Source organism: Thermofilaceae archaeon, assembly GCA_038731975.1.
Taxonomy (GTDB): domain Archaea; phylum Thermoproteota; class Thermoprotei; order Thermofilales; family Thermofilaceae; genus JANXEW01.
On the sequence record JAVYQJ010000020.1, the window covers coordinates 1 to 18,764 of the forward strand.

Below are 18,764 nucleotides of genomic sequence, written 5' to 3' on the forward strand. Positions count from 1 at the left end.
CGGGCTGAAGTTTGCGCTCGCTACACCGGTGGGGGCTGAGTACGTGGCCTACTACGCGAGGGTGGAGGGCTTGGGGGAGGAGGGCACCTACACGAAGACTGTGGTGGTCAGCGGCTCCCTGAAGACCATAACGATGGTGAAGGTCCGGTTGAGGTACAGCAACAGCTACACCACGCCCTTCTTCAACGCGAGCCTCTGCCCCAAGCTCGCGGACCCCCAGGGGTATGCGGACTTCCTATCGTTCGATCCTTCGAGCTGCGAGTGGCTGGTCGCTGTTCCGAGGGATTTCTCCGCCGCGATCCCCCCGCCGCCGGGGCCCCCTCCAGCTCCAGCAGCCTTCTACGTCTACAAGCTGAGGGACAAGTGGGGCATGATAGTCCCGGTGTACCACGGGGGTGGTTAGGGTGCGGGAGGGGTACGCCCGCCTGCGCCTCGAAGTGGGTTTCGAATCCAAGCCCAGGCTAACCTGGGTGAGGGTCTGGTTCCTCGAGCCCGTTGAGGGGACTCCGGAGGAGGTGAGGAGGAAGTGGGAGGAGGTGGTGAAGAAGCTCGAGGAGGAGTTCCCGGAGTACGACGACTGGGAGATGCCCGCCTGGCTCGCCTACACCGGGAGGGCGCGGCGGGATCGGGGGGCAAAGTACTGCCGGCTCGAGGTGGTGCTGCCGAAGGGCTTCTACTACGCCGAGGTCCACGCGAGAGACTACGCTCCTGCGGGCTTCAAATTCCGCCTCACCGACGATGTAGAGGTGTCCATCGAGCTCCTCAGGAGGATGGGGAGGGACGACTTCTACTACATGGGCACCTACTACCCCCATCGAAGCGAGAGAGGAGCGCGAAAGGGTGGTTAGGGTGGAGAGGCTCCTCCTCTACTTGGCGGTTGCGGCCGCGGTCCTCGCGGCGCTATCGGCGGCGAGGCTGGGGCAGCAGCCGGACTACTGCAGCGAGGCGAGAAGGCTCGCAGCCGCGGCACTCGCGGTATACCAGTCGGGGGGGTGGGTGGTGGATACATTCACCCTCGACCGGGTAGTAGTGAATGAATCAGGACTTTTCCATGATGGGTGTAACATAGCTGTAAAAATACCAGTAGCTAACAAAACTTCTTTACTTAGCGGCAGGTCTCGGCTGACGATTTTACACATCAACTACACCGTCATAATTCGGAGAGTATGACTTTCGTGTCTGCATCGTGAATGCTAGGTGAATACTTTCATTCATCTGTTGGCGCAAGATTAAAATTAATTTTAGATCCTACTCCGTGTGCGGATTCATATGAGTGATAGTAGTAGGAGGAGTAAGGGACGGTGGCATGCGATTGTAAAACACAGCAGAATCATATCAGTTCTCCTTACTACAGTCGTTCTCTATACCGAACTTGTTCAGGCGCAAGGGCCTACTGTGAATTGGGATGCGGTAAGAAACTACTCGGTTTTAGCAGTCAAAATAACGGTAACGGCGACGGGAATACTAATTTTTATAACAGCTTTTATAAAAAGCGCGCTTGCAGTACTAAGAAAACAGCTGGGGGGCGCGTTATCAACTGCCACAGCGCAAAGAGAGCTCATAGAAGCACTTGAAGGGCCCCTCTATTGGTTAATTGCGCTAGCTTTCGCAGCCTGGTTGCCGGATATACTGGTGGCAATCGGGTTGCTGCCACAGGGAACACCCTTCGCCGTAAACTGGAACGAGATTTTCAGCAGGCCTTGAGGGAGATATGACGATTAGCTTCCTCCCCTATGCTATCGCAACAACAGTGGTTGCGGCTGAGCTTGCCTACGGAGCTTGGCTCCTTAATCTACCTTCGCCTCAGCATAAGGCGAGAGGATACGAGGTCATATACAGTGCTATAGAATCCTGCGTAACGGGTGTGATCCTAGCCTCCCTCCTGTTATCGACGCCGCTTCTACTGGGAGCCTTTGGGATAAGTTATCTTGAGCCCCGTACTGCTGCAGTCTTCTACGCTGCCGCTAGGGACCGTTACACGAGTTACGTGATGGACCTAGCAAACGTTGCACGGGATCTTACGCTGACTGGCATTCTCTCGCCTCTTGCCTCAACATGGTATGCAGCTAGTAGTCTTGCAAATATTTTTACGAGTTATCTCGTGGCTCTCTCAAGTGCACTTTTAATCGCGGCTCGCTTCTGCGAGTATTTTGGGTCTTCGCTTTCAAGCCTAGGGGTAGTGTTGTCAGGCGTTAGTAGGGTGAGGAGGCTAGGGGTTTCTCTGGCCGTAAGTATGGCGAGCCTTGAAGTGGTTGTAGGAGCCGCAGCGCCCTACTTCTTAGAGAATTCTCAGGCGTTAAAATTCCGATACACCGGTGTCCCTCTATCTGGAATAGCTCAATACTTCGCCGGTGCGGTAAACGAGGTCGTCAGTGATGCGAAAGTGATGGGAGAGTTCGCTGCTTGGATCTCGATCTCTATGGGCATAGCGGGAGTATTAAGTGTCGGGATAGCCGTTGCAGCGGGAGGGTTAGCGGATACGGTTATTTCGCGCTTGAGAATATGATAGTGGATGCCTTTACGATGGTTTTAGTGGCTGAGGCGGCATTCGCCGTAGTTTTCGCGAAGCGTAAGGGCGAGCGTTTAGTAGCGCCAATAGCATTTTTTATAATTTCAGTTCTATTGGTAACGATAGATTTGGTGGAGGCTGCTTCACGACTGAGCGGTGCACCGGTTGAACTCTTTTCAACCGATCTCGCACGAAGAAATGGGGTAGAATTAATTAAATCGGCAGAGGAGGCACTGGCCAACGCCGTAAGATGGAGCTACTATTTATCGATTGCCAGCTCCATCGCTTTGGCTGCTATATACGTAATCCTCGCAGCTAAAGGGTTCGTCGCAACGGCATTCTTAGCTCAGAGTGGTATCAACGCTCTACTGAGCATATCAAACGCTTACGTTGCCATATCGAATGTTTACCGGTTCGTAGGTCAACTTTTTATAAAGATAGCTGAGATATCTCAACTTTTTCGTTCACTTTTCCCATTTGCCGGGCTTCTAATGATACCGAGAAGAACTAGGGGGCTAGGAGCGACCCTCCTCGCAATCGCTGTATCAGTGTCTTTAGCTTTTCCTGCTATAGTAAACATGCTAACCCCCCGCTTCGGCCATCCCGAAAGAGCTCCCGAGAGGGTCGACGACGTAGGTGCAATCCATCTCCATGGATTATTCCGAGCGCCTAAAGCTAGCATTAGGGGAGAAGCGATCATCGTTCGTGAGGAGCTGTATCCAATCCCTCCTGGGGGGGCTCTAGTGTACTCTGACCAAGGAGGAAGGGTATTAGCTCGCCCGCTCGGTCAATGGTACCTGGAAAGAGAATCAGATTATGTTGCGCTGGGCGTTAGTTACGCCGGTTACTGGCTTCCGGTATTAAGAACTACGTTCAGGCCGGAGAAGGGGGCTCAACTAAAGGTAGCGTGTGATGAGTTGCCGGAAACGGTGCCCGAGTGTAAAGTTCATGCAGAAAATATTACAAGTGTCACTGTAAATGTTAATGCTTCAGAGGATGCTTTGGTTTTATTCTATGATGCATCGGGTATGGGAAAAGGATGGGGGTACTGGAGGGCCAAAGGCTTCTTCGTTCTTGACGGTTCAGAGAGGTTTACCGGCCCGCTCCCATGGTACAACGTAAGTAACTTTCTTAGTGACCATCAGATAGTTGCTATTCTTCATCCAAGTTATTGTGAATGGAGGGAAGGGAATGAAAGTATAAAGATCAGATTATCATCTAAAGAAATAGTTGATATTAATGTAAAGTTCATAGAAGTAACTGCTTGGATTGAGGGGCACTTCGATTTTAATACTGTATGCGTAAATGGGATACCGGCTGTTTTAAAGAGGGGTATGAGCAGGTTGAAAGTAGGCAATGAAATCGTCGAACTCGAACCTATTTTAAGCTGCGAGATCAGCTACGTTGAACCCTCACTTCCCGACGCTAGGTCGATCGAAGCCCTATGGTTCGATCAATGGGCCCGGTTGATCAATGCTTCCATGCCACCTTTAACTAACTACAGCGGAGTGAGAGTCTGCCTTTACGGTAGAGGAATGATTGAAGCTGTTGAGGTCGACGGGAGCATCTTCTACTCTAGATCGCTCTGGCCCAGGTCTAACGTTCCTAAAGCCATTGTGCGCGCTAGGTATTACGGGGATCTCGTTGAACCGGCTGTCATCGGGCCCGTAAAATCCGGTTTTCCACCGGAAAGGTTTGAGGTTATACTACCGCTCCTAAGTGGGGGTGGAAGGTGCCCAGCTGAGCGCGCCCTGTCGGCATTTACCATTATGAACGAAAGCGTAATTGCGGGCCTGCTTTACGATGGGGACCTCGAACCGATCCTCAACGGTACCGTGGCTGAACGCTTAAGAATTAGCGCAGCCTCCCTATTAGAGCACGTTGGTCTATTAGCCCAGTTGGCCGTTCTCCTGTTCGCTGCGGCGATTGCAACGGCCCTTCTGTCGAGCGTCGTTGGAGGCTTCGGCGCGCTCCATCCCCCTCCAGTATTGAGGCCACTGCGCTCAACGCTCTATAGTCTTGAGCAGGTCGGTAGGAGTTTTACATCGTTGTTTACGGAGATCGTTATCGCGGTGAAATCCGGGCACGATCCTCGAAGCTTGAGGGAGCCTTTGATCCTCACGGCCCTCGATCCAGCTATAGAGATTCGGATGAGCATAGAGCGGCTCAGAATGGGCCTAGGCTACCGACGTAGCCGGCTCAGGAGAGCGACTGCAAAGGTCTTTCAGGCATGGTCGAGGTACCACAGTCTCCACCCCTTGCCCGCGCTACTTCGAGCTGCAAGCGAAGCGGCAGAGAGAGCAGCCTTAGGGAGAGTGCGGTTGCACGTTCCGTACGTTGAGAAGCTCCGTCTAGCTCTAACCGACCCTGCAGCGCGGAAGCTCATCATTGCCAGCGATACCCTCTACGCAGCTTCGCTACTCCTAGAATCTAGGCTCGGAACGTTAACCCAAACAATCCGTTACGCAAAGCATTTCGTTCGGGGCTACCATCTACTCTACCCGAAGGAAATGTCGGAGAGAGATTTGAAGAGGATGAAGAAGCCCAAGTTGGAGTTCGAGAAGTGCCTCGCAGCAGTTGCGCGCGATCTCCTAGCAGGGCGCGATCCTTCAAGGAGCTTGTCCAAGCTCGAGCGTCTTGCGTCGCAACGCCCGCACCTTAAAGCTAGATACGATCGCTACCTCGGAGGAGCGTCCTTCGGATCGGCGGAGGAGCTCGCCGCCAGGGTCATTGGACTAGCTGCCGCAGAGGGTTTCACTCGAAAAGAGTTTTTCAAACTACTCGAGCGTTATCCGGCGGCTGCGCTTTCAATCGCGGATAAGGCGGCACTAGGTGATTCCGTGGTTAGAACAGAGTGGTGGGAAGCCGTAGCCACCACTCTGTCCAGAATCAGTCGAGAAAGGGGGTTCGAAACGGATCTGGGCGCGGTATGGCTTGCGTCGCTCGAGCGCAACGAACCTTGGCGCTACCTGCTCATAAGAGCGGCGAGCGAGCTGGCCGAGGGTAGGGAGCCATGGTTCCTTCCGCGTCTTCACCCTGAGGTCAAGAGCTTACTTCTCAGAGTTGGAAGCGCATGGGTGAGTGGGGTCACGAGAATCGACCTCAGCAGTGTTCTGAGGGGTGAAGGAGTTGATGAGCAAGCAACACGCTTCCTGCAAGGCTACGCGGATGCTTTACGGGGGGATAGGTACATGGATCTGAGCGGCGCGGTAGATGCGTGGATCCTTAGCGGTGACATGTACTGGGCTGGTTGGGCTGCAGCTCTTTCCGAAAAACAGGGAGGAGCGGAGGCGCTCGTGAGAGAGATATTCGAATTTGCGGTCAGGAGGCTCAGGCCTCTCTTCGAGGATCAAGCATTGATGCGCTCTGCGGGTGGTTTCCTTGAAAGAGCGTACCGAGAGCTCGCGAACACGCTCGTTAAGGTCGATGAGCGGTTAAGATCGGTTGAGCACTACGGGCTCCTGCCCTCTCCCGGTAAGAGTGTTGCTTTAGCTGCTGAGGCTCATGCTGAGCGAAGGGAGCTCATAGGTCGGTTGGAGGGTTTACATCAGAGCTTGAGCATAGCAATTAAAGCAATAGAAGCTCTCCTAGCTGAATGCTCCGACTTAAAGTTGGCTTTACGCAGGAGCATTCGCTCTGAAAGTGCGGATCTCCTAGATGCGCTTGAGCGGTGGCAGAGAGTTGCAGTTAAAATTATTGGTTACTATGTTAAACTCAGCATTCGGGTGGAGGACAACCTCCGTCTTTTGAGGAGGTGATCGGCATGTACCTACCGGGAGCTTCAGCTATCATCCTCTTCTTCGCGATGATGCTGGCCCTGATTGCGGCTATAGCCGGTAGAACAGTCTTACCTCCCGCTATCCTTGCATTAATACTGGGGGGTTACTACACCTATGCTAAAAGGGTTGAGCTCGTCGAACTGGTTTACGGAGAGAGAAGCCTGCTTCTAGACCCCATCACCGAGGTCAAAGTTAAGAGAGATTTTATACTGCTAAAAACGAGAAGGAGTTACGTATTATCTGCCTTTTTGAAGGTAGATAGTGTAGACCTACCAGAGAGTGATGTGAGATTAGGCGAGATGGCCACTCACTTCGTATCCTCACTGTACCTCCCCTCAGCGACTGTGAATATTGTATCTTCTTCGGTTAACGGTTTGCGTAACTACTACCTTAAGATAAATTTCGTACTGCCGGAATCTGCGGTTGAAGCTCTGAAGAGCGTGCCGCACGTGCTGGCGGAACTACAGCGCCGCTTGCTAGGTTTAGGCGTTCGCACAAGGCCCGTTGAACCCCTCGAAGTCCTTTCCGTGGTCGCCGAATTAAATGAAAGGGATTTCCATCCCACCCTGCCCGTGTTCAGCATACTGATGCTGGGGGCCTTAACGCTCTCCCTCTTGCTCTACCCAGCCCTCGCGCCTTTGGCGCTGATACTCCTGCCAATAATTCCACTGGAGCTGAGGATAGTGAGAGGTGGGCGTTGCCTCGTAGCGCCGAAAACCCTGATACCCGTGAGGTACAGCATCGCGGAAGTACCCGACCAGGCTGGAGCCGCATCCATTGTAAGGAGCTTTGCCAGCGCCTTCACGTGGAGCGATGATTCTCTGCTAGCTCTCCTAGTCCCGGAAGACCTGGCGGCCTTCGAAGCCAGCGTCAAGAGGGCACTTGAAGTGCTTGAAGCAGGTAGAGCGGGAGTCAGCAAGCTAGCTGACGAGTTTAAAGCCCTAAACGTGATCAACATGAACCGCGCTCTTGAGGGAGGGTCCAAACCTTTCTCAGTCGCGATTTTCGTCAGCGGTGATGTGTGGCGCTACGAGCCGCTAGGGCTCGAAAGAGACTTCTCGCTGGCGTCCCTAGTGGGAAGACCACGAACGCTCAAGCGGCTTACCGCTCTAGTAGGCTACCCGCTAAAAGATTCTCAAGTGAAAATCAGCTCCCAGCTCGCTTGGTTAGCCCCCTACACGTTCTTTAGGCCCCGCACGAGGAGGACGCCGAGGGCCATCTACCTGGGTCGGGGCGTTAGGAGGGACGAGGAGGTTTGGCTGGAGCTGGACCTGCTGGAGAACGTGCACGGGCTGATCGTGGGCCCGATGGGCTCCGGCAAGAGCACCACGGCTCGAACCCTCGCGCTGAGGGCGATGGAGAAGGGGATCACCCCGATCATAGTCGACCCCTCGGGGGAGTACAGGGCCTTCGCCGAGAGGTTCGAATTCGAGATACTGGATCTCTGGGATCGACCCTTTAACCCGCTCCTCTGCAGCGCTAGCGACTTTGAGAGAGCACTCACGTACTTAAGCCCGCTCAGCGAGTACGAGGCCCACCTGCTGAGGAGGTGCCTCGCAAGGGGAGTTTCGAGCTTCCAACAGCTAGTGGAGCTTGCGAAGGGTACGAGCCTTGAGTGGAAGCTGGAGAGGCTTCAGGACTACTTCATGGGAGAGGAAATCAGCTTAGAAGATCTCATCTCAGCGGGCAAGCCGTTCGTACTCTGTATGGGTAGCACAGCGAAAGGAAGCTACATGGCAATGCCGGTAGAGGTGCAGAGGGTCGTGTTCGACCTCCTACTATCTCAGCTCCGCGACTGCGCCATAGCTCGCGGCTTGAGTGAGCCGAGGTGGCTGCTCATCGTTGATGAAGGCCACCTTTTCATGCTTCCTCCTCCAGGATACACGGAGCCTCTTATCGTCACGATGGCGAGGATGCTGAGGAAGTTTGGGCTGGCGGTCGTCATGCTCACCCACGAGTGGGGCGACGTGCCCGAGGCGTTCAGAAGGGTCGCGGGCTGGAAGCTCGCTCTCTCCCACAGCGACCCTGACTACGTATCCATGACGCAGGTCTACATGGCCCTAACGCCCATCGAGGTCTCGTGGTTCCAAGCAGGGGTTGTAGGTCGAGCGGTTCTCAGGAGAGGGCATGAGCCCTACAACATACTCGTCGAGATCGAACCAGTCGAGGAGGCGAGAACAGACTGGGCCTCCCGAAAAACCCAAGTGCGCATACCCACAGTTTAACCGTGGCAATCACCAGGATCTGGCGTGTCGATCCATCAAACCCGGAACCCCGGGTGATCGCTGAGGCTGCAGCCCTACTGAGGGAAGGCGGGCTGGTAGCCTTCCCAACGGAGACTGTTTACGGGCTCGGAGCCGATTCGTTCAATAGGGGCGCTGTTAGGAGGATCTACCAAGTCAAAGGGAGACCGCCGGACAATCCTCTCATCGTCCACATTTCGAGCATCGAGCAAATCGCTCGCGTTTCAAGCAGGGCGCCAGAGATCGTGGAAAGGCTTGCAGAGGCTTTCTGGCCAGGCCCGCTAACCGTTGTGATCCCGAAGGCAGATTCTGTACCGGAGGAAGTGACAGCTGGTTTACCGAAGGTTGCTGTGAGGATGCCCGCGCACAAGGTGGCACTCGCGCTCATCAACGACCTCGGCTCACCCATCGCTGCTCCCAGTGCCAACCTCTCCGGCAGACCATCGCCCACATCGCCTACGCATGTCATCAGGGACTTGTACGGGAAGATCGAGGGCATCCTCGACGCCGGCGAGACGCTATACGGAGTGGAGTCCACGATCATCGACCTGACAACCGATCCTCCGACGCTCCTGAGGCCCGGCGCTTTACCCGTCGAGAATGTGGAGAAGGTATTGGGGAAAAGGGTGGTGATCCCCCCGTTCGCCAGAGGGTTGGGGGAGGCTGAGAGAGCTCTCGCGCCTGGGATGCGCTACAGGCACTACGCTCCCCAAGCTACCCTCATCGTGGTCGAGTCCGACGATTACAGCGACCTCGAGAAAATCGCTGAGAAGGTGATTGAAGTCGCCGCGAAACACATCGCAAAGGGGGTACGAGTAGGCATCCTGTGCACCGAAGAAACCATTGATCTCTACTCCCCTTTGAGGGGTCGAGTCAGCCTCAAGTGCCTTGGATCACGGAGAGACCCCTTTACGATAGCGAGGAACCTCTTCAGAACATTGAGGGAGGTCGACGACGAAGGCCTCCAACTCGTAATAGCCGAAGGGGTGGAGGAGAGGGGCCTGGGTCTGACGATCATGAACAGGCTCAGGAAGGCCTCCGGCTTCAACATTGTGAAGGTGTAGCCCCGCCACCGGCACACCGCTTCATTCACGGCCTCGGCCGTGTCCGGGTGTGTGCGCGAGCGGGGCCGGTCGGCCTACCTATCTCTCATCACCCCTCGGGGTAAGGGGAACGCTCCTCATCCCAATCAAGAAAACCTCCACAGGATTTAAGCATTGATTCCAATCGCACGGAGAACTCGGAAAGCGCAGCTGGATGTAGTGCTAAGGCACCCACTCACGCACATTTACGTTTACGGATTGTTTTAGGGAGTTACCGACCTTTGATGTGAAGTCCCAAAGATGTGTGGAAGCACCAATGTATACGCCACGAACCGCTTAGTCCAACGTGAAGGTTCCTACCCCCCTACGCTGGGGCTTCCGGCATCCCATTGGGTGGCATTGGCTGTGGAATAGTCGAGATTAGAGGCGACGAGAGGTTGTACGAGTGGCACATCTTCAATAACAGCCCATGAGCTTAGAGGAAAGTAGATAGGGCATGGGAGTTCATGACGCTGCACGACTTCTTCGCGCTGAGAGTAAGGGAGGGAGAGGATCATTGTAAGGCTGCTGCGCGCGTCCAGAGGTTACGAACTTGAAGGCGATCCTTACGTCATGCCATGGCTCAGGTCGGTCGACGAGGTCGAGTTCAACGGTGAGCAGTCCTTCGCTTTCCTTGAGTACCGGGACGCAGGCCTTCCAGTAAGGTCTCGATTGAAGCCTTCACCCCCTTCATACCGGGTGACGTGGAGGGCTCGGCACTACCTATAGGCCTTTTCGTGCTAAAGCTGAAGAACGAGAGCCGCAGACCGCTTGAGGTCAGCATCTTAGCGGGCATGAAAACGCCCTTCGGAGGAGTGCCGGTGCAGACGAGAGTAAGGGTCATGCGAGAGGAAAGCTGCGCAAGCTTCGAAATGCGGGGAGAGGGGTTGGACGAGAAGTACCGCATGTACAGGGAATCCATCGTGCTGGCGTTTCTTGGCGGGGGCTGCCGGATTTGGATTCGATGGGGGGTGCCAGCCGATGTGACAGGGCTGAGGAGGTGCTGGGTCTAATTCAGGTCAAAGGGGGGCTTGAAGAGTTCGCGAAAGAAAATCGTTCTCGAGGGAGAGTTCTACGTAACGCTGACTGTTGAGATCGCTCTAGCTGCTGGGAAGAACGGGAAATACCGGTGGCGTTGGCTTGGTTCTTCCCGAACTTCATCGATGAGTTCGGGATCCGCTTGAAGCACTACTACGAGAGGAGCTTCAGCTCGGCGTGGGACGTCATTAGATTCGTTCCAAAGAACTTGAAGCGACCCCGTGAATCAGCAAAGCGCTTCCACGATGCACTCTACTCTACAACTGTCGACTATTGGCTGATTGGCCTCAACGCTTCTCAGCTAACAACATTGCAGAAGTGCATATGACTAGCGAAGGAGGGCTCTTCGATGTAGGGCAGGGCTACGCGTGCTGCGGCTATAACACCACTGACGTGGCCTTCTACAGCTCGGTCATGGTGCTCCAGCTCTTCCCAGACCTTGAGAAAAGGCAGATCGAGTACCACGCGAAATGGCTGCTCAAGCCCAAGGATAGAAAGCAAGCGAGTTAAATAGCGGGTTCTGGGCAACGGCCCCTCTTGAAAACTAGAGTGCTGTTTTTAATGCCTCTTCAACTGCCTGATGGGTCGCGAAGACTGCCAGTTGTACCTTCCTTCCCTGAAAGCAGATTAGGCTTCAGCTAGATCTACGAGCGCCCCCTTGTACCAAGCCTTAGTCTCTTCTCCACGGTAAGAGCACAAATGAGGGAACTCCATCAATTAATTTTAAGCACTGTCACTTGGATTCTGTTACCAGCTTGATCTGATCTCTATAGCAGCGGAGCACGCTCGAACTGAGCCGAAAAGCGAATGAGCTTAATCCTACCGCTTAGCGGTTTTCGGCACAGTCCAGCTTGGAGCGGTGATTTAATCCGGCCGAGGCACTATAAACCGATAGGAGACGATTAACAGCTCGCGCGACGCGCTAGCTGCGGCAGCCGTGGTGCAAGGCTAGGCCAAGGAGGGCTTTCCCCGGAGACGTAGAGACTGTGACCGCGTTTCAATCGAAAATTTTTTAATCCGAGCCTCGCTGAAAAGCCTTCCTCTGGGAAGGAGGATTCGAGGTGGGATAGGGGAGGAGGGGTGAAAGGAGCTCGAGGCGAGAAAAGTGGTCTACGCAGGGAAGTGGGGCTTTTCGGGGCGTTTAGCATCGGCTACGCGGATGTAGGAGCTGACATCTACATCACGTTGGGTCTCATAGTTCTTTACGCTGCGGGCGCTGCACCTCTCGCTCTAGCGCTAGCAGCTGTGGTTTATGTGCTTACCGGGTTGACGTACGCTAAGCTCAGCCGGGTATACCCAGTGGCGGGGGGCGCCCAGTACTACGCGTACGCGAGGTTTGGGCCTCTGCACGGCTTCCTCGCAGGCTGGGGGCTCCTGCTGGATTACATTGTTGATATCGCGCTCTTCGCTCTAGCCTCTGTGGGCTACCTCGGCTTCCTCGTCAAACTGGCAACCGGGAGCAGCTTCCTTCTGGAGAACCCGAGTTACGCTCTCGCGGCTTGCGCCCTGACAGTTTTTCTCGTCGGACTCAACCTCTTCGGCGTAAAAGCATCAAGTAGGTTCAACGAGTTCATAGTGGCGGCAGACCTCCTGGCGGAATTCCTGGTCATCGGTGTAGGTGGCTTCCTCCTCGCCATGAGCGGGTCTCTAAAACTGCGGCTACCGGCCATCGGCAGCGAAGTCTCCACGAGTAACTTCCTCTACGCGACAACCGTAGCGATGGCGTCTTACGTTGGGGTTGAAGCTACCTCGCAAGTCGCAGAGGAGGTGAGAAACCCAGAGAAGGACGTTCCAAGAGCTATCCTCCTCACTGTGGCCACCACTGTGCTCGTAGCTCTCATAGCGTCTACACTCTTCTCCTCGCTAGGGAACCTAAGCGAGGAGGATGTCCTGTACCCCTTCTCAACCCTGGCGAGATCCATACCTGTCCTCGGGCCCTACCTGGCTGTTCTGACGGGGTTGATGGGGTTCCTCCTCAGCGCGGCATCCGCGAACGCGGGCGTGATCGGAGTTTCGAGAGTAGTATTCTCCATGAGCAGGACGAACCTTCTGCCGAAAGTTCTGCAGAGAGTGAACTCTAGAGGCGCGCCGGACGCAGCGCTAGCGGTTTCCGGCGCTGTCGCGGCAAGCCTCCTCCTGACCCACGCTCTTCTCCCGAGCGTGCACCTCCTTGAAGTTGTCGCTTCGCTCTACAACTTCGGCGCGCTCATTGCGTACATGTACGCGCACCTCGCCCTCACGTCGCTGAACTGGAAAACCGAGCCCCGCTTCAGAATCAAGCCTGTGCTGCAGCCCATAGTGGGTCTAGCGGCGTGCGCTGTGATGTGGGTCCTCCTCTTCATCCTGCACGGGGAGGGCAGGCTGCTCGTTGCCCTGTGGATCATCGCAGGCATCGTAATGTTCCTATTCAGCACTAGAAAATCGTGGTATCCAGCGGGTAGAGGCCGAGAACGATGAACGCAGCACCAACGGCCTCCCTCATCGTAGCGGAGCTGATCTCCTCTTTAAAAGCCTGCGCCGCTGCTATACCAATGTGGTTCTATAGGGTCTGGTCCAGGTCGAGTATGAGTAGCTTGACAGCCACACCTTCCTCCGCGGCACTTGAGGTGGAGGCTCCTACTCGATGATTCTTCTAAGCGCCGTGCCGGCGAGCGTAATTACGCTCACCGAGAACGCTGCCACGATGCAGATGTTGTGGAGACTCTCGAGGTAAGCTCCATAGACCAGCGCGTCTCGCAGCGCTTGGATCACGTAGGTCAAAGGGTTGCCTAGGCTGATTAGCTTGATGGGAAGCGGCATGATCTCGACAGGGTAGATTGCGTTGCTCGCGAAGAAGAGAGGCATCGTTATAGCTTGAATAATCCCCATGAACCTCTCCCTGGTTTTCATGAACACGGCTAAGATGATGGAGAGAGCGGTTAGCCCCGCTGCGCCGACGAAGACGGCTACCGCTGCTAGAAGGAGGGCTTGGGGCGCCAGGATGATTTTCGCACCTAGAGGGAGCGCGACTATGAGGATTACGAGGAGCTGCGTTAGGGCGCGTGTCGCACCTGCGAGAGATCTTCCGAGAGTTATCATAAAGTGGCTGAGGGGGAGCGTGAGAACCTTCTTCAAGATTCCCGACTCGCGCTCCCACACAAGCATGATGCCGTAGGCCATCGCGATGAACGACGTGGACTGCATAAGAACGCCGGGCGTTATGTAGGTGAGATAGTCCACCGACCCTGTGGGTATCGCCCTTATCCTGCTCATGGCCGTGCCGAAAACGCCGATCCAGAGTATCGGCTGGACAGCCCGAGTAAACACCTCAGTAGGGTCGTGGCGGAGCCTCCGCAGCTCCAGCTCTACGAAAACGAGAACTTTCCTCAAGCTCAAGCTAACCACCCTTTCTAATAGCCCTTCTCGTCGCCAACACGGCTTGGAAACTCTCTGTCTCGGCCTCCTCGAACGTTTTACCCGTCAGCTTGATGAAGACGTCCTCCAAGGTAGGGTTCCTTAAGCTAACCTGCTCGACACTCACTCCCCCCTCGACGAGAACCTTCATTATCTGAACCATACCACGTTCGGCGTCGTCAAGCCGCGCAACCAGAGGGTTCTTCGAAGACACCAGGATGACGCCCGGCACTCGGGAGAGCAGCTGTACAGCCTTCTCAACCCCGCTGTTAATGTAGACTCGAATTACAGAGCTCTCGCCGACCAGCTTCACCAGCTCCTCCGGAGTCCCCTCAGCCACTACCACACCTTGGTTCATCACAGTTACTCTATGGGCATACCTCTCCGCCTCATCCATGTAGTGCGTGTTGAAAACCACAGTAGCATTGTACTCCTTCACGTACTCCAGGATTTTCGACCAGACCAGCTCTCTAGCTCTCGGGTCTAAACCGATAGTCGGCTCGTCGAGGAAGAGCACTCTTGGGCTAACCATGAGCGCGGCCGCGAGCTCGAGCCTCCTGATCATCCCTCCCGAATAAGTTTTCACGAGCCTGTCCGCCGCCTCGCGTAGGTCCATGAAGTCGAGCATGTCCCAGACAATTCTCTCGCGTCGGTCTCTAGGGATGCCGTACAGCTTCGCGTAGATGGACAGGTTCTCGTACCCTGTGAGATCGCTCCACACGGAGAACTCCTGCGGGACGTATCCAATGTGCCTCCTGACTCTGCCAGCCTCCCGAACCACGTGGTAACCCAGAACCCACGCTTCGCCCGACGTAGGCCTCAGCTGAGTCGTTAAGATTCTCATCATCGTTGTTTTACCGGCGCCGTTAGGGCCTAGCACACCTCGAACTTCACCTTCTTCGACTCTCATTGAAACCCCCGAGAGCGCTCGAACGCCCTTGAAGTTCTTCACCAGGCTTTCCACGACTACAGCTGCCGGCACCTAAACCACCTTCCCTCCGCCCTCCCCCACCGTGGCCGTGGGGGCTAACGTAAGATTTAATAAGGTTTGCGTAAGTAAAAGTTAGTCAGCAGATCCTCCACGAGGAGGATAGGGCAAAGCTCACGCGCCGCGTTGCGGGGCTTCACCTTTATCAGTAGGGCTGAAGGGCCCTGCTCCTCATAAGCGGCAAAGCTTTCGACCAGTGGGAGAGCCACAGTCATAGCGACGATGATGTAGTACCCTGCTGGGTCGCACCCCCTCAGCAGCCAGGCTGAATCAAGCTTTCCTATCTCATCCTCCCACGTGAGAAGGTTTTGCGACGAGCTCCTGAGCAGCTATTGTGGAGTACGCGATCCTCGGTAAAACCGGAGAGCGTGTATCGCGCAGAGGCTTGAGGTGCTCTCGACCTCGAAGCAGCTAAAGCTGTGGCGCAGCGGGCGGCCGAGCTAGGGATAAATTTCTTCGACACAGCTATGGTTTACGGCAATGGGAAGAACGAGAAGCTGCTCGACGGATCGCTTAAAGAGCTTCCTGTAGGCTGCGATAGTATCGTTGCGTCCACGAAAATTCCGGGCGGGCTCTTCAACCCACCGATATCCCGCGAGCAGTCAGGAAGAGCATAGAGAGCTTAGACACGGGTACGTTGACGTCCTCTTTGCCTACTGGCCGCCTGCCTGACACAACATCCCCACGCAGGTCTACGCCCGCTCTCTTGAGCGTTTCGCGAACATGTGTCTTGTGTGGTACCTGAGGTCTTGTGAAGCAGAGGGTGGAGAACGGTATGCAAAACCTTCTCATACGTATCGAAAATGGATGTCTGAAGCTGAAAACCATCGAGATAGCAAAGCTGATACCGAATTTAACCAATATCAAAGTCAACATAAACGGCGCGAACGTTGCAGCGAAAGCATACATAGTAGATGATACGACGGCAATGAAGCAAGAGCTCTCAATTAAAGCCTGAATAATTAAGAGCATTTTCGTGCTCTGATCTAGCTACTGTTTCCATCCTCGTTCACGCTAAGCGTCATAACCTTTCAGCAGGGCAGCTAGAGGGTGTACAGCACGGGTAAAAGTTTAGAATAAATGTTGAAAAAGAAAAGGGAAAAGGATGGCATCTTTTTAGAGCTTTAATTCACGCTCGATGTAGCCCACAGAGTAGGAGATGCTCACCGCTCTGCTAGCTTCGTCGAGCAGCCGCCAATCCTCTGCTTTCAATCTCCAGCCGACCGCACCGGCTAAGTCGTCCACCTGCTCCGGCGCTTTTGCTCCAGGTATTGGAACGACGATGGGGCTCGACACGATGAGCCAATTCAGAGCCACCTGCGTTGGAGTCTTACCGTACTTCTCGCCAATGTCCCTGAGGAGCTTGACGACTTCCCAGACTTTGCGGAAGTTTTCGGGGTGAAACACGGGATCCGCTGCTCTCACGTCGGCAAATCTTGGCAGGTTATCGAGCGTGTACTTGCCGCTTAAAGCTCCTTTAGCTATCGGGCTCCATGCCTGAAGCGTTATTTGGCAGCGCTCCGCGTAAGGGACGATCTCCTCCTCTGCCCACCTCTCGACCAGGTTGTACCTGTATTGGAACACTTCAACGTCAGTTCTCGATAGGCTGTTCCTAAAACTCTCTACGAGTTCCACGGGGAAGTTGCTCAAGCCAAGATGCCTCACTAGGCCAACGTTCACAAGCCGCTCCAAGCTCCTAGCGTAGACGTAGGTTGGGTAGTTGTGCCACGCTGGAGGCCAGTGGACCAGCAGAGCGTCGATGTAGCCGAGACCCAGCAGCTTAACGGATTTCTCTACGGCTTTCGGTATATCGATCGGATTGAGGAAATCCCCGGGGATCTTCGTGGTTACCACCACTTCATCACGTTTAACTCCCAATTCCCTCAGGGCTTTTCCCAACGCAGCCTCGCTTAAGCCATTGCCATAGACCATCGCAGTGTCAAAGAAGTTGATCCCGAGCTCGAGAGCTCTCCGCACTATGGCTTTAGCTCTATCGTACTCTGTAACTCCCCACGCTTCACTAAATTGCCACGCTCCAAGCCCGATTCTAGATATCTTCAACCCTGTTTTTCCGAGGGTTGTATACTCCATGAGGATGGCTGGCTGACAAACAGTATATAAACCTTTCTACTGTCATATTAGACAATTATAAACAGATAAATTAAAAATGAAAATATTACATAAATGTTAATCTAAGGGTTATTATTGATTGCTGTCTACCTTTCTGAGTAAATGGCAACTCTAAGATTAATTCTTCTCCTTCAATGTTCCACGCCACCTGTAAACCTCTCACGCTGCCATCTAGGAGTTCCACCGAGAGTATCTTGCGCCCCAACCTTCGTGCATAGGCTACGGGCTCCCTAAGCCTTAGCTTCTCAGCCGTGCCCAGTAGTACCGCGTAAGCTACATCACCGCTAGGGTAGAAGCTTCTGCTAGTGTAGCGTACATCTCCGGGCGAGAACTTGAACTCTCGCTCGCCGAAAAAGCCTCCCTTGAGCCTCGTTGGCCCCTCTCCGTACGTTACCCAAGGCCTCGAAGCGTAGATGGCCTCACCGTTAACGGATAACCAGTCGCCCAATCCCTTCAGCAGCCTCGCTTGCTCGTGCGGTATCGTGCCGTCAGGCCTCGGCCCTATGTTGAGTAGGAGGTTGCCACCCTTGCTGACGACATCGACGAAGTGACCGATTAAAGCCTCTAGAGGCTTATACTCGTGATCGCGGATGTAACCCCACGACTTATAGCACACGGAGGTATCGGCTTGCCACGGTTCTCGCCTAACATCGTCGAGCGTCCCCCTCTCAACGTCAGGGACGGCTGTGCCCTCCCTGAAGGCCTCATGTTTGTAGTTGATCACTCCCTCCAGCCCCCAGCTATCCATCCTGTTGTAGTAGAAGGCCGCAAAGGCGAGCAGATAGGGTTCAAAGGCCGGGTTCGCGATCCACCAGTCGAAGTAGAACACCTGGGGCCTGTACTTCTCCACAAGCTCTGCAGCTCTCAGGAGCCAGTCCATCAGGAATCGATCGTCGGGGTACTCATTGCTGGGGCCTGGAGGATCCCGAGGGTTGAGCGACGCCGGCCGAGCCGGGCCGTACAAGTCCCTGTAGCGGGGATCGTTCACGTCCGAATCGATGCGCGTACCTGGCTCAAAGAACCACCAGTGTTCTGCCCTGTGGTAGGAGACGCCGAACACTAACCCCCTGTCCCTAACCGCGTCCGCTAGCTCCCTTACGAGGTCCCTCCGGGGGCCCATCCTGGCCGCGCACCACCTCGTGTAGCTGCAATCCCAGAGAGCGAAGCCGTCATGGTGCTCTGCAACTAACACCACGTACTTCGCACCAGATTGCTCGAATAGTCGGGCCCAGCTGTCGGGGTCCCAGTTTTCCGCCGTGAAGTCGGGGATGAAGTCCTTGTACCCGAACTCGCTGTGGGGACCGAACGTCTTCAGGTGAAACTCGTACTCCGGGCTCCCCTTAATGTACATGTTCCTAGGGTACCACTCGTTACCAAAGGCTGGCACGGAGTAGACGCCCCAGTGGATGAAGATGCCGAGCTTGGCGTCAATGTACCACTTCGGGGTTCTGTAGCTCTTCAAGGAGCTCCAATCGGGCTCAAATGGACCCTTGCTCGGGTAAGGTATGTCTCTGAGAATCTGGCGGGGTTTTTCCACGAGCCTAGGGAGGTCTGAAGGTATAAGTGGTTAACCGGACAGCCGGCCTCTCTCAGTTAGCGTTG

At 54.9% G+C, this 18,764-nt stretch carries 19 protein-coding genes; 15 read left to right on the forward strand and 4 right to left on the reverse strand.

The window, feature by feature from the left end; translation table 11 throughout:
- The 13 genes from QXF46_07360 to QXF46_07420 form a co-directional block, all read left to right on the forward strand.
- Positions 1-403 (forward strand): hypothetical protein (locus QXF46_07360; GenBank protein MEM0226680.1); only part of this gene is annotated, 403 nt, incomplete at its 5' end.
- Position 404: 1 nt separating this feature from the next.
- On the forward strand, positions 405-848 hold the full coding sequence (locus tag QXF46_07365; protein MEM0226681.1) for a hypothetical protein: 444 nt from the start codon (positions 405-407) through the stop codon (positions 846-848).
- The gene (locus tag QXF46_07370) at positions 841-1,170 is read left to right on the forward strand and encodes a hypothetical protein (protein MEM0226682.1); all 330 of its coding nucleotides are present in this window, start codon (positions 841-843) and stop codon (positions 1,168-1,170) included. The genes QXF46_07365 and QXF46_07370 overlap by 8 nt, the downstream gene beginning before the upstream one ends.
- 99 nt (positions 1,171-1,269) lie before the next feature.
- Positions 1,270-1,704 (forward strand): hypothetical protein, encoded by a 435-nt coding sequence (locus tag QXF46_07375; protein ID MEM0226683.1) that lies wholly within the window; start codon positions 1,270-1,272, stop codon positions 1,702-1,704.
- Between the two features lie 7 nt (positions 1,705-1,711).
- Positions 1,712-2,506 (forward strand): hypothetical protein, encoded by a 795-nt coding sequence (locus QXF46_07380; protein ID MEM0226684.1) that lies wholly within the window; start codon positions 1,712-1,714, stop codon positions 2,504-2,506.
- Positions 2,507-3,843: 1,337 nt separating this feature from the next.
- A complete protein-coding gene (locus QXF46_07385) occupies positions 3,844-6,267 on the forward strand; it encodes a hypothetical protein (GenBank protein MEM0226685.1) in 2,424 nt (807 codons plus the stop codon).
- Between the two features lie 5 nt (positions 6,268-6,272).
- Positions 6,273-8,513, forward strand: a complete 2,241-nt coding sequence (locus QXF46_07390) for a DUF87 domain-containing protein (protein MEM0226686.1) — start codon at positions 6,273-6,275, stop codon at positions 8,511-8,513.
- A 2-nt stretch (positions 8,514-8,515) separates the two neighbouring features.
- Positions 8,516-9,595 carry an L-threonylcarbamoyladenylate synthase gene (locus QXF46_07395; protein ID MEM0226687.1) on the forward strand — a complete coding sequence of 360 codons (1,080 nt, stop codon included), beginning with the start codon at positions 8,516-8,518 and terminating at the stop codon, positions 9,593-9,595.
- A 591-nt stretch (positions 9,596-10,186) separates the two neighbouring features.
- Positions 10,187-10,342 (forward strand): hypothetical protein, encoded by a 156-nt coding sequence (locus QXF46_07400; GenBank protein MEM0226688.1) that lies wholly within the window; start codon positions 10,187-10,189, stop codon positions 10,340-10,342.
- Complete coding sequence (locus QXF46_07405; protein ID MEM0226689.1) at positions 10,318-10,626, forward strand: hypothetical protein; 309 nt, start codon at positions 10,318-10,320, stop codon at positions 10,624-10,626. Before QXF46_07400 ends, QXF46_07405 begins: the two co-directional genes overlap by 25 nt.
- Positions 10,627-10,742: 116 nt before the next feature.
- On the forward strand, positions 10,743-10,979 hold the full coding sequence (locus QXF46_07410; GenBank protein ID MEM0226690.1) for a hypothetical protein: 237 nt from the start codon (positions 10,743-10,745) through the stop codon (positions 10,977-10,979).
- The gene (locus QXF46_07415; GenBank protein MEM0226691.1) at positions 10,976-11,161 is read left to right on the forward strand and encodes a hypothetical protein; all 186 of its coding nucleotides are present in this window, start codon (positions 10,976-10,978) and stop codon (positions 11,159-11,161) included. The genes QXF46_07410 and QXF46_07415 overlap by 4 nt, the downstream gene beginning before the upstream one ends.
- Before the next feature lie 570 nt (positions 11,162-11,731).
- A complete protein-coding gene (locus QXF46_07420) occupies positions 11,732-13,108 on the forward strand; it encodes an APC family permease (protein MEM0226692.1) in 1,377 nt (458 codons plus the stop codon).
- Positions 13,109-13,267: 159 nt separating this feature from the next.
- Here QXF46_07420 and QXF46_07425 read toward each other — a convergent pair whose 3' ends face one another.
- Together QXF46_07425 and QXF46_07430 are read right to left on the reverse strand one after the other, a co-directional pair.
- Complete coding sequence (locus QXF46_07425) at positions 13,268-14,026, reverse strand: ABC transporter permease (GenBank protein ID MEM0226693.1); 759 nt, start codon at positions 14,024-14,026, stop codon at positions 13,268-13,270.
- A gap of 1 nt (position 14,027) precedes the next feature.
- On the reverse strand, positions 14,028-15,026 hold the full coding sequence (locus QXF46_07430; GenBank protein MEM0226694.1) for an ATP-binding cassette domain-containing protein: 999 nt from the start codon (positions 15,024-15,026) through the stop codon (positions 14,028-14,030).
- A gap of 425 nt (positions 15,027-15,451) precedes the next feature.
- Here QXF46_07430 and QXF46_07435 point away from each other — a divergent pair, with 425 nt between their 5' ends.
- Together QXF46_07435 and QXF46_07440 are read left to right on the forward strand one after the other, a co-directional pair.
- Positions 15,452-15,649, forward strand: coding sequence for an aldo/keto reductase (locus tag QXF46_07435; GenBank protein ID MEM0226695.1), 198 nt, complete (start codon positions 15,452-15,454; stop codon positions 15,647-15,649).
- A gap of 134 nt (positions 15,650-15,783) precedes the next feature.
- Positions 15,784-15,990 (forward strand): hypothetical protein, encoded by a 207-nt coding sequence (locus tag QXF46_07440; protein MEM0226696.1) that lies wholly within the window; start codon positions 15,784-15,786, stop codon positions 15,988-15,990.
- A gap of 158 nt (positions 15,991-16,148) precedes the next feature.
- Here QXF46_07440 and QXF46_07445 read toward each other — a convergent pair whose 3' ends face one another.
- Together QXF46_07445 and QXF46_07450 are read right to left on the reverse strand one after the other, a co-directional pair.
- A complete protein-coding gene (locus QXF46_07445) occupies positions 16,149-17,123 on the reverse strand; it encodes an aldo/keto reductase (protein MEM0226697.1) in 975 nt (324 codons plus the stop codon).
- Positions 17,124-17,208: 85 nt separating this feature from the next.
- Complete coding sequence (locus QXF46_07450; protein MEM0226698.1) at positions 17,209-18,699, reverse strand: alpha-L-fucosidase; 1,491 nt, start codon at positions 18,697-18,699, stop codon at positions 17,209-17,211.
- Between the last annotated feature and the right edge of the window lie 65 nt (positions 18,700-18,764).

Coding starts and splice junctions, on each gene's coding strand:
- QXF46_07375 (MEM0226683.1), top strand. CDS start 1,270: ATGAGTGATAGTAGTAGGAGGAGTAAGGGACGGTGGCATGCGATTGTA.
- QXF46_07380 (MEM0226684.1), top strand. CDS start 1,712: ATGACGATTAGCTTCCTCCCCTATGCTATCGCAACAACAGTGGTTGCG.
- QXF46_07385 (MEM0226685.1), top strand. CDS start 3,844: ATGAGCAGGTTGAAAGTAGGCAATGAAATCGTCGAACTCGAACCTATT.
- QXF46_07390 (MEM0226686.1), top strand. CDS start 6,273: ATGTACCTACCGGGAGCTTCAGCTATCATCCTCTTCTTCGCGATGATG.
- QXF46_07400 (MEM0226688.1), top strand. CDS start 10,187: ATGCCATGGCTCAGGTCGGTCGACGAGGTCGAGTTCAACGGTGAGCAG.
- QXF46_07415 (MEM0226691.1), top strand. CDS start 10,976: ATGACTAGCGAAGGAGGGCTCTTCGATGTAGGGCAGGGCTACGCGTGC.
- QXF46_07445 (MEM0226697.1), bottom strand. CDS start 17,123: ATGGAGTATACAACCCTCGGAAAAACAGGGTTGAAGATATCTAGAATC.